The organism is Streptomyces sp. NPDC054765 (genome assembly GCF_053612065.1).
In genome coordinates, this window is the sequence record NZ_JBSHBP010000124.1 from 1 (window position 1) to 10,015 (window position 10,015).

Here is a 10,015-nt window from a genome sequence, read left to right on the forward strand (position 1 = left end):
GTTGCCTGCGCGTCACACCCAGCTTCCTACCGGGTTCCGTCCCCATGCGGGGACGGAACCCGAAGGTTGATCACAACCACACACAGGCCCTAGTCCCGTGTCCCTGACAGGCGCGGTGCAGAAGGGCCCGGCTGCGCCCGCCGCAACATAGCGCCCTCCGAGCGACAGGGAACCTGGTGGGCGGCCCAGTGGTCGTCATCCGTGTCGTCGCCGCTCGGCAGCGTCGATCAACGGCTTACCCCCAGGTGAGGGGATCGAGGTGCAGATAGAAGTCCTCTCGGTCACGGTCGAGGACGATGTCGTAGCGGTTGGCGAACGTTTTGTCCGCTGAGTTCGACTCTTGGTCGTCGGTCCACGTTTCGCGGGCGGTGGCGAGAAGAAGGGCGATGTCGGCGTAGGGGTCGGCCCGTCCGAGGCGGCCGAGATCGATGAAGCCCGCCACGGTCATGCTCTCCGGGTCGAGGATGATGTTGGGCAGGCATAGATCCCCGTGGCAGACGACAATTTCTGCGGCTTCCTGCGCGAGGCGGGATTGAACTTGCGGGGCAAGGCGCGCAAGCAGCTCGTCAGGAGGCGTTTGCTGCTGATCTTGCCGGAGGAAATCCGGGTTGACCGCACCTCGCGCGACCACGTCGCGTGCAGCGGCGAACATCTGGGTGAGGTCGCGAGTGAAGGGGCACTGCTCCGGAGGAAGATCGTGCAACCGACGCACGGCATCAGCGATCGGCTGCCAGGCCGCCTGGAGCATCGAAGCCGAAACACGATCGGCGGGGACTCCTGCGACGGTGCTGGTCAACAAGGCGGCACCATTGGCGCTGACACGCCAGTCGAGTACGCGTGGACCAGGCACACCCTGCGTGCTGAGCCAGGCGACACGGTCCCGCTCCGCCTCCAGTGAGGCCACGTGGTCGACAGTGACGCACTTGGCGTATCGCGACCCATCATGAGAACGAAAGACACTGGCCTCAGACTCGCCCTCCGTGACGGGCTCCCACCCGCCGCCATCACGGCCGACATGCAGCAACGTTCGGAATGCAGAAATCGAATCGATCACGACCCCCAACCTAACCAGCGTAGCCAGCACCCCGCACCGCGATTAATCCCGGAGATCGACCACGCCAACGCGTTGGGCGTTGACGGTGAGGACGTCGGTCACTGCGCTGGCTTCGCGTGGCATTCGGCCTCGGTGGCCTGGTATCGATAAGACTCGGTGCCGGTCTGGATCAGCGTGCAGCGGAACGTGATCCGGTCGGCAATGGCCGCGCAGAGCCTCGGGTCGGCGAAGATCTTGTCCCATTCGGCGAACGGCGAGTTCGTGGCCACCGCGGTCGCTTTGCATTCCTCACGCTCGGTGAAAATCTGGAACAGCAGCCGGGCACCCTTCTTATCCAGATTCAGATACCCGAACTCATCAAGGCAGAGGAGATCGACCTTGCTGTAGCGGGCGATCCGCCCTGCGCGACGTACGAGGCAACCGTGCGCTGGGTGGCCGTCAGGGAGTCCCAGCCGGTGCGGGCGCGCGGCTCGGCGTGGTGGCCGCGCCGGATGCCGACGGCCCGCAGCCGGGCCTCGTCGCGCCGGATGTCCCAAGCGGCGCCGAGCCGTGTGCAGCGGGCCATGCCCTGTCGGAGGAGGTGGCGGGCGCGGGGCCGAAGCGCCCCGGGGAAACGCGGCTGACGGCTCGGTACCGGCGCGCCGCCCCTGGGGTCCGACCGGCCTGCCGCCCCCAGGGGCCCGCCCGGTCCGCCACCCCAGGGGCCCCCGTCCCGCCGCCCGCCCGTTACCGGCCGAGGACGGCCAACGGGTCGTCCAGCACCGGCTGCCAGGCCAGCTCCGCCGCGCCGACCAGGCTGTTGTGGTCGAGGCTGCAGGCCAGGATCGGCACCCCGCCGCTGCGGCCCCACAGGCTGCGGTCGGCGACCACCGCGCGCAGCCGTTCCGGGTCGGCCTCCAGCAGGGCGCGGTGCAGTCCGCCGAGGACGATGCGGTCGGGGTTGAGGATGTTGACGAGACCGGCGAGGCCGAGCCCGAGGCGGTCGATGAGGAGGTCGGCCGCGGCGCGGACGCCCGGATCGGCGTACTGGTCCCGCAGCAGATCGGCGGCCTGCTGGAGCAGCGAGACCTCGGGACCCGGTTCGCGGCCCGCGGCGGTCAGGAAGGCGAGCGGGTCCGCCTCGACGTCCAGGCAGCCTCGGCTGCCGCAGTGGCAGGGCGCCCCCTCGGGCTTGACCGTCAGATGGCCGACCTCCAGCGCCAGGCCCGAACTGCCGCTGTGCAGACGGCCGTCGAGCACCAGCGCCCCGCCGACACCCCGGTGGCCGGACGCCACGCACAGCAGGTCGCGGGCGCCCCGGCCGGCGCCGTGCCGGTGTTCGGCGAGTGCCATGAGGTTCACATCGTTGCCGGTGAAGCCGATCGCCTCGGTGACCCCCGGGATGCCGGCATCGGCCAGCGAGCGCAGGAACAGTGCGCGTACGGGGGCGCCCGAAGGCCAGGCGAGGTGGAGCGGGTTGAGGGCCTCGCCGTCCGGTTCGGCGACCGCGGAGGGCACCGCGAGGCCGGCGCCGAGGCAGCGCCGTCCGGTCTCGCGCAGCAGCTCCGAGCCGGCCGCGACGGCGTCGGTCAGGACATGCGCCGGGTCGGCGGGGATGGTGCCGCAGCCGGTCGAGGTCGCCACGATGCGGCCCCCGAGACCGACCAGCGCGACCCGGAACCCGTCCGCGTGGATCTGCACGGCGAGCACGACGGGCCCGCTCTCGTCGACGAACAGCCGGTGGGAGGGGCGCCCTTGGGCGCCGGCCGAGGCCGTCGGCCGGGAGTCGACGGTGATCAGGCCGAGGGCTTCGAGCTCGGCGGCCACCGCACCCGCGGTCGCGCGGGTCACGCCGAGTTCGGAGGTCAGGACGGCGCGGGTGGGCGCGCGTCCGGTGTGTACGAGCTCCAGTGCGGGTCCGAGGGCGCCGCGGCCCCGCTCCAGCCTGGTTGTCCGAGTCTGGGTCACACCCCTATTCTGGCTTTGTGCCGACGCTAAACAAAATACGGATGGCCCTGACGAGGGAACGGGGCCCCGTCTCCGCCGGTTCGCGCCTGGCCCGCCTCCGTATCGCCCTCACCGCATTCTTCGCCATGGACGGCTTCCTCTTCGCCGGATGGGTCGTCCGCATTCCCGCCATCAAGGCGCAGACCGGTGCCGGTGCGGGCGCCCTCGGGCTCGCGCTGCTCGGCGTGTCGGCCGGTGCCGTCGCCTTCATGATGATCACCGGCCGGCTGTGCGGGAGGTTCGGCAGCCCTGCCGTGACGACCGCCTCCGCGGCGGCCCTGTCGCTGAGCATCGTGCTGCCGCCCCTCACCCACTCGGCGATCGCGCTGGGCCTGGTCCTGCTGGTCTTCGGCGCGGCATACGGCTCGCTCAACGTCGCGATGAACAGCGCCGCGGTCGACCTGATCAGCGCCCTGCGACGCCCCGTGATGCCGGGCTTCCACGCCGCCTTCAGCCTCGGCGGGATGCTCGGTGCGGGCCTCGGCGGACTGGTCGCGGGCCGTCTGTCCCCCACCGTTCATCTGCTGCTGCTCGCCGCGACCGGGCTGCTGGTGACGGCCGTTGCGGGGCGCTCGCTGCGCATCCACAGGTCGCCGGCCGTCCCCGGGCGGCGCCCGCCGCCGGCGGGGAGCCGGCCGCGCGGCGCCCGCGCGGGCCCAGGGCGCCGCCTGGTGCTGGTCTTCGGGCTGATCGCGCTGTGCACCGCGTACGGCGAGGGGGCCATGGCCGACTTGGGCGCGCTGCACCTCGCCCAGGACCTGGCCGCCGGACCCGGCACGGCCGCCGCCGGATACGCGGTGTTCGCGCTGGCGATGACCATCGGGCGGCTCTGGGGGACCGCGGCCGTACAGCGCTTCGGCGCGGCGCGGGCGCTGATCGCGGGCGGTACGACGGCGACCGCCGGTCTGCTGCTCGGCGCGCTCGCCCCCACGGCCTGGGCGGCCTGTGCGGGGTTCGCCGTCGCAGGCCTGGGACTCGCCAACATCTTCCCCATCGCCCTCGCCCGCGCCGGGGAGACCGGTGGCCCGGACGGGGTCGCGGTGGCCTCCACGGTCGGCTACTGCGGCATGCTGCTCGGACCACCCGCCATCGGGTTCCTCGCCGAGGCGTTCGGCCTGCCCACCGCGCTGACCACGCTCGCCCTGCTTGCCGCCGTCGCGGCGGTCATCGCCTACGCCACCCGCGGCGCACACCACACCGGGCGCCCGTGAAGCAACCGGCGCGGCCCTGCGGCCGGGTGCCCGCGCCTCCGCGGGCGGGCACCCGGCGCCCCGACCCGCGAGGGTCCGTTGTCAGTGCCGGCTGACACACTTCTGACCATGGAGATCACCGAGTTCGTCGAAACGCTGCGACTGGACGGAAGCCTGCTCGCCGACGCCGCCGAGGAGGCGGGACCGGATGCCCGTATTCCGGCCTGCCCCGAGTGGCAGATGCGGGATCTGGTCACCCACGTCGGCCAGGTCCACCGCTGGGCGACGGAGTTCGTGACGCAGGGCGTGCAGCAGCCCGGCCGGCCCGCCGAGGCCCCGGATCTGGCCGACGACGCACTCGTGGCCTGGTTCCGCGAAGGCCATCACCACCTCGTCCTGGCGCTGGACTCCGCCCCGCAGGACCTGTCCGCCTGGACGTTTTGGGACGCCCCGTCCCCGCTGACGTTCTGGGCCCGCCGGCAGGCGCACGAAACCTCGGTGCACCGCGTCGACGCCCAGCAGGCGCTCGGCGCCTCCCTCACCCCCTTCCCGTCCGCCTTCGCCGCCGACGGGATCGATGAACTCCTGACGGGCTTTCACTCCCGCGACCGCAGCCGGATCCGTACGGACGTCCCCCGGACACTGCGGCTGCGCGCGACGAACGTCCCCGGCGCCGACTGGACCGTGCGGCTCTCCGACGCCCCGCCGCAGACGGTGCGTGCCACCGACGGCCCGGAGGCCGGGAAGCCCGCGGACTGCACGGTCGAGGGCCCGGTGGAGGATCTCTACCTCGCGCTGTGGAACCGTCTGCCGTGGGACGCGATGACGGTCACCGGCGACGGGACACTGTCCGAACTGTGGCGGGAGCGCGCCGGGATCTGAGCACGGGAGCACGGGACAGCCCTTACCCCGCGGGCGGGGCCGCGCGCCCAACCGGCCGCCGCCCGGCGACGCCGATGCCACGGGCGCGATGCGGTGCCCGCACCATGCCTCGGCGGCTTCCCGTGCATCCGCTCCGGCGCGGCGCGGCGCCTCGCTCCGCGGGCTTCCTAAAGTAATGGGGGCAAAACCCCCATAAGGAGCAGGGCGCTCAGCGCCTCCTCCTCGGCGGAACGAGGCATGCCCGTGGAGATGCACCCAGCAGTCGCCCCTGCGGCGCCCGAGAACCCGGGCCTCCGGCGCGAGATCGGGCTGATCGGCCTGATCTGGACCTCGGAAGGATCCATCATCGGGTCCGGCTGGCTGTTCGGCGCGCTGTTCGCCGCGCAGGCAGCCGGCACTGCGGCCCTGATCTCCTGGGGGATCGGGGCCGTCGCCATCGTCATCCTGGCCTTTGTGCACGCCGAGCTGGGCGCCATGTACCCGGTCGCGGGCGGCACCGCACGCTTCCCGCACTATGCGTTCGGCAGCGCCGCCGGTGCCTCCTTCGGCTGGTTCTCCTGGCTGCAGGCCGTCGCCACCGCGCCGATCGAGGTCATGGCGTCGCTGGACTACCTCAGCGTCCATGCCGACTGGGTGCAGACGGGCAAGAACCAGCTCACCGCCGCCGGATACGGCCTGGCCGTCGCCTTCATGGCGTTCTTCGTCATCGTCAACTTCTTCGGCATCCGCTGGCTCGCCCACACCAACAGCGTGGCGACGTGGTGGAAAGTGGCCGTCCCCGTCTTCACCATCATCGTCCTGGCCGCGACCACCTTCCACGGCGAGAACTTCGGCTACCAGGGCTTCGCCCCGTTCGGTGCCAAGGGTGTGCTCTCCGCCATCAGCACCAGCGGCATCATCTTCGCGCTGATCGGCTTCGAACAGGCCGACCAACTGGCCGGTGAGAGCCGCAATCCGGCCCGCGACATCCCACGGGCGGTCATCGGCTCGATCCTGGTCGGCGTCCTGATCTACCTGGCACTGCAGGTGGTCTTCATCGCGGCCCTGCCGCACAGCGCGTTCGCCCACGGCTGGGCCAATCTGACCTTCTCCGGCAAGGCGGGGCCGTTCGCGGGCCTGGCCGCCGCGGTCGGGCTCGGCTGGCTCGCCACGGTGCTGTACATCGACGCGGTCATCTCGCCGACCGGTACGGGCCTGATCTACACCACCGCCGCGTCCCGGGTCTCCTACGGACTCTCCCGCAACGGCTATGTGCCCCCGCTCTTCGAGCGCACGACCACGCGCGGCGTCCCCTGGTTCAGCCTGCTCTTCGCCTTCCTCATCGGGCTCATCGTCTTCCTGCCGTTCCCCACCTGGCAGAAGATGGTCGGCTTTGTCACCTCCGCGAGCGTGCTGATGTACGCGGGGGCGCCGCTCGCCTTCGGGTGCCTGCGCAGACAGGACCCGGACCGGCCCCGCCCCTACCGCCTGCCCGGCGGCATGTTCTGGGCTCCGGTGGCGTTCATCGTCTCGAATCTGATCATCTACTGGGCCGGCTGGGACACCCTGTGGCGGCTCGGCGTGGCGATCGTGATCGGCTATCTGCTGCTCGGCGCCTCGGCGCTGCTCAAGCTCAACCCCAGGGCCCCGCACCCCGACTGGAAGTCCGCTCAGTGGCTGCCGGTCTATCTGCTGGGCATGGGCCTGATCTCCTGGCAGGGCGGCTACTGCAGTACGGGCCCGGCGGCCACGACGTCCTGCGGCGCGACCGACACCCTCCCGTTGTGGTGGGACATGGTGATCATTGCCGCATTCAGCCTGGTGATCTACTTCTGGGCGCAGGCCGTCCGCCTGCCGGACGAGGAGACCCAGGAGTACATCGGATCCGTCGAGGTCGTGCCCGGCGTATGACGGCGGCCGTGGCCGCTTCCCCGGCCCCGTGCGGTGGTTCGGGGAGAGCCCCGGCCGGCGGACGACGGACGGCGGCGCACTCCGGGCCGCCGCCCGCGGACGGCCGGACCCCGGCTCCGGACGGCCGGACCCCGGCTCACCCCCGGTCCATCGCCTCCAGCGCCCGTCGCGCCAGCGAGTGGGTGCGGACGAGCTCGGCCAGCGTCGTCGTCCCCCGGGTGATCTTCGCAAAGGCCCGCCAGGCGGGCCGGAAACCGGTGATCGCGGCATGCAGCAGACCGGGACGGCGCGAGAAGACCTTGAGCATCTGCCGCCCCACGCCCATCTCCACGCCGAGGCCCGCCTTGATGGCGAAGGCGTAATTGAGGGCCTGGCGGCGGGCGTCGACCGCGTCATGGGCCTCAGAGACCCGCACCGCCCACTCCCCCGCGAGCCGCCCGGACCGCAGTGCGAAGGAGATACCCTCCCGCGTCCACGGCTCCAGCAGCCCGGCCGCGTCACCGCACACCAGCACCCGGCCGCGGGACAGCGGGGAGTCATCGGCACGGCAGCGCGTCAGATGCCCGGACGAGATGCTCGGCTCGAAACCGGCCAGGCCCAGCCGGCCGATGAAATCCTCCAGATAGCGCTTGGTCGCCGCGCCCTCGCCGCGCGCGGAGATGACGCCGACGGTGAGGGTGTCGCCCTTGGGGAAGACCCAGCCGTAGCTGCCGGGGATCGGGCCCCAGTCGATGAGCACCCGGCCCGCCCAGTCCTCGGCGACCGGCTGCGGAACCGGGATCTCCGCCTCCAGGCCCAGGTCGACCTGGTCGAGCTTGACCCCGACATGGGCCCCTATCCGGCCCGCACTGCCGTCCGCACCGACCACGGCGCGCGCCAGCACCACCTCGCCGTTGCCCAGCACCACCGCGACGGTCCGCCGGTCCGGCACCTCGGCGCCGTGCTGCTCCACCCGCGAGACCGTGACGCCCGTACGGATCGTGGCGCCCGCATCCTTGGCCGACTCGACCAGCCGGGCGTCGAAGTCGGGACGGTTGATCAGCCCGAACAGCATGTTCCTGGAGCGGCGGGTGCGGGTCAGCCGGCCGTTCAGCGAGAACGTCACCGCATGGACCCGGTCGCGCAGCGGCAGCTCGAAACCGGGCGGCAGCGAGTCCCGCGAGGGGCCGATGATGCCGCCGCCACAGGTTTTGTAGCGCGGCAGCTCGGCTTTCTCCAGGAGCAGTACCCGGCGTCCCGTACAGGCCGCGGCATGCGCGGCCGAGGCGCCCGCAGGCCCCGCGCCCACCACCACGACGTCCCACACCTGCTGGTTGTCCTCGGCTGCCCGCTCGCTGCTCACCTGTGCTTCTGCTCCCATTCGATGCCTCGCTGCGCGTACCGCCCGCATCCTACGGGCCGCTGTTGCATGCGGTGCCTGTGGGAAGATCGGGGGGCACTGATGTCCGTACGTCCGGCACGTCCAGCTCACGAGGTCCGGACGCCCGTACACACAACGCCGCGCCCACAAGGAGCGTTCCATGTCTGACAGCCCGCTCGCCCGCACCGTCGCCGCACTGCAGCCCCGCGCCAGGACCGAGCTGGCGGAGCTGGTGGCCTTCAAGTCGGTCGCGGATCCGGCCCAGTTCCCCAAGAGCGAGTGCGAGGCGGCCGCCCACTGGATCGTCGAGGCGCTGCGGGCGGACGGCTTCCAGGACGTGGCACTGCTGGACACCCCGGACGGCACACAGTCGGTGTACGGCTTCCTGCCCGGCCCGGCCGGCGCCCCGACGGTGCTGCTGTATGCGCACTACGACGTGCAGCCGCCGCTGGACGAGGCCGCCTGGGCCTCCCCTCCGTTCGAGCTGACCGAGCGCGACGGCCGCTGGTACGGGCGCGGCGCGGCCGACTGCAAGGGCGGCCTGATCATGCATCTGACGGCGCTGCGCGCGCTGAAGGAGCACGGCGGGGTACCGGTCAACGTCAAGGTGATCGTGGAGGGTTCGGAGGAGCAGGGCACCGGCGGCCTGGAGCGCTACGCCGAGGCGCACCCCGAGCTGCTGGCCGCCGATGCCATCGTCATCGGCGACACCGGCAACTTCCGGGCCGGGCTGCCCACGGTGACCGCGACACTGCGTGGGATGACCCTCGTACGGGTCCGGGTCGACACCCTGGAGGGCAATCTGCACTCCGGTCAGTTCGGTGGTGCGGCCCCCGATGCGCTGGCGGCGCTGATCCGGATCCTGGACTCGCTGCGCGCCGAGGACGGTTCGACGACGGTGAACGGGCTGGCCGCGGACGCCTCCTGGGAGGGCCTGCAGTACGCGGAGGAGGACTTCCGCAAGGACGCCAAGGTGCTCGACGGTGTCGGGCTGGTGGGCAGCGGTTCGGTCGCGGACCGGATCTGGGCGCGCCCGGCCGTCACGGTGCTGGGCATCGACTGCCCGCCGGTGGTCGGCGCCACCCCGTCCGTACAGGCGGGCGCGCGGGCACTGGTGAGCCTGCGGGTGCCGCCGGGCACGGACGCGGCCGAGGCGACGAAGCTGCTGACCGCGCATCTGGAGAGCGCCGCCCCGTGGGGCGCGCGGGTCGTGGTCGAGCAGGTCGGGCAGGGGCAGGCGTTCCGTGCGGACACCGGCAGCCCGGCCTATACGTCGATGGCGGCGGCGCTGCGGGAGGCGTACGACGGCGAGGAGATGCAGACCTCCGGTATGGGCGGCTCGATCCCGCTGTGCAACACGCTGGCCGGGCTCTACCCGGAAGCGGAGATGCTGCTCATCGGGCTGAGCGAGCCGGAGGCCCAGATCCACGCCGTCAACGAGAGCGTCTCGCCGCAGGAGCTGGAACGGCTCGCACTGGCGGAGGCACTGTTCCTGCGGCGCTACGCGAGTTAGACGCGGCCCACGTTTTCGGCTTCGCCTTCGCCCCCACGTTTTCGGCTTTCCCGCCGTGGGGGTGTCTCGCCGTTGCGCCTGCGGCGGGCGGGTCCGCTGCGCGGGGCTGTGGGTGCGGTGGCGGGCCGGAGGGGCCGTTG

At 72.0% G+C, this 10,015-nt stretch carries 9 protein-coding genes; 4 read left to right on the top strand and 5 right to left on the bottom strand.

Annotated elements, in window-relative coordinates; genetic code table 11:
• Positions 1-235: 235 nt before the first annotated feature.
• The 4 genes from ACWGJY_RS36850 to ACWGJY_RS36865 form a co-directional block, all read right to left on the bottom strand.
• On the bottom strand, positions 236-1,054 hold the full coding sequence (locus ACWGJY_RS36850; RefSeq protein WP_453265263.1) for an APH(3'') family aminoglycoside O-phosphotransferase: 819 nt from the start codon (positions 1,052-1,054) through the stop codon (positions 236-238).
• 98 nt (positions 1,055-1,152) lie between these two features.
• Complete coding sequence (locus tag ACWGJY_RS36855; RefSeq protein WP_453265270.1) at positions 1,153-1,449, bottom strand: ATP-binding protein; 297 nt, start codon at positions 1,447-1,449, stop codon at positions 1,153-1,155.
• Positions 1,395-1,619 carry a hypothetical protein gene (locus ACWGJY_RS36860; RefSeq protein ID WP_453265271.1) on the bottom strand — a complete coding sequence of 75 codons (225 nt, stop codon included), beginning with the start codon at positions 1,617-1,619 and terminating at the stop codon, positions 1,395-1,397. Before ACWGJY_RS36860 ends, ACWGJY_RS36855 begins: the two co-directional genes overlap by 55 nt.
• 161 nt (positions 1,620-1,780) lie before the next feature.
• Positions 1,781-3,001 (bottom strand): ROK family protein, encoded by a 1,221-nt coding sequence (locus ACWGJY_RS36865; protein ID WP_453265264.1) that lies wholly within the window; start codon positions 2,999-3,001, stop codon positions 1,781-1,783.
• Positions 3,002-3,018: 17 nt separating this feature from the next.
• Here ACWGJY_RS36865 and ACWGJY_RS36870 point away from each other — a divergent pair, with 17 nt between their 5' ends.
• The 3 genes from ACWGJY_RS36870 (at position 3,019) to ACWGJY_RS36880 (ending at position 7,002) form a co-directional block, all read left to right on the top strand.
• Entirely contained in the window at positions 3,019-4,251 is a 1,233-nt protein-coding gene (locus ACWGJY_RS36870) for an MFS transporter (RefSeq protein WP_453265265.1), read from the top strand.
• A gap of 108 nt (positions 4,252-4,359) precedes the next feature.
• Positions 4,360-5,112: a maleylpyruvate isomerase family mycothiol-dependent enzyme gene (locus tag ACWGJY_RS36875; RefSeq protein WP_453265266.1), complete on the top strand. Its 753-nt coding sequence runs from the start codon at positions 4,360-4,362 to the stop codon at positions 5,110-5,112.
• 237 nt (positions 5,113-5,349) lie between these two features.
• Positions 5,350-7,002, top strand: a complete 1,653-nt coding sequence (locus tag ACWGJY_RS36880; protein WP_453265267.1) for an APC family permease — start codon at positions 5,350-5,352, stop codon at positions 7,000-7,002.
• Between the two features lie 136 nt (positions 7,003-7,138).
• Here the strand turns inward: ACWGJY_RS36880 and ACWGJY_RS36885 are convergent, their stop codons facing one another.
• A complete protein-coding gene (locus tag ACWGJY_RS36885; RefSeq protein WP_453265268.1) occupies positions 7,139-8,344 on the bottom strand; it encodes a geranylgeranyl reductase family protein in 1,206 nt (401 codons plus the stop codon).
• A gap of 178 nt (positions 8,345-8,522) precedes the next feature.
• Between ACWGJY_RS36885 and ACWGJY_RS36890 the strand changes: the two genes are divergently transcribed.
• Positions 8,523-9,875 (top strand): M20/M25/M40 family metallo-hydrolase, encoded by a 1,353-nt coding sequence (locus tag ACWGJY_RS36890; protein WP_453265269.1) that lies wholly within the window; start codon positions 8,523-8,525, stop codon positions 9,873-9,875.
• Positions 9,876-10,015: the final 140 nt, after the last annotated feature.

What these genes read in the sequence shown, in the direction of transcription:
- ACWGJY_RS36880 (WP_453265267.1), top strand. Translation starts at nt 5,350, where the DNA reads ATGCCCGTGGAGATGCACCCAGCAGTCGCCCCTGCGGCGCCCGAGAAC.
- ACWGJY_RS36875 (WP_453265266.1), top strand. Translation starts at nt 4,360, where the DNA reads ATGGAGATCACCGAGTTCGTCGAAACGCTGCGACTGGACGGAAGCCTG.
- ACWGJY_RS36890 (WP_453265269.1), top strand. Translation starts at nt 8,523, where the DNA reads ATGTCTGACAGCCCGCTCGCCCGCACCGTCGCCGCACTGCAGCCCCGC.
- ACWGJY_RS36860 (WP_453265271.1), bottom strand. Translation starts at nt 1,619, where the DNA reads ATGGCCCGCTGCACACGGCTCGGCGCCGCTTGGGACATCCGGCGCGAC.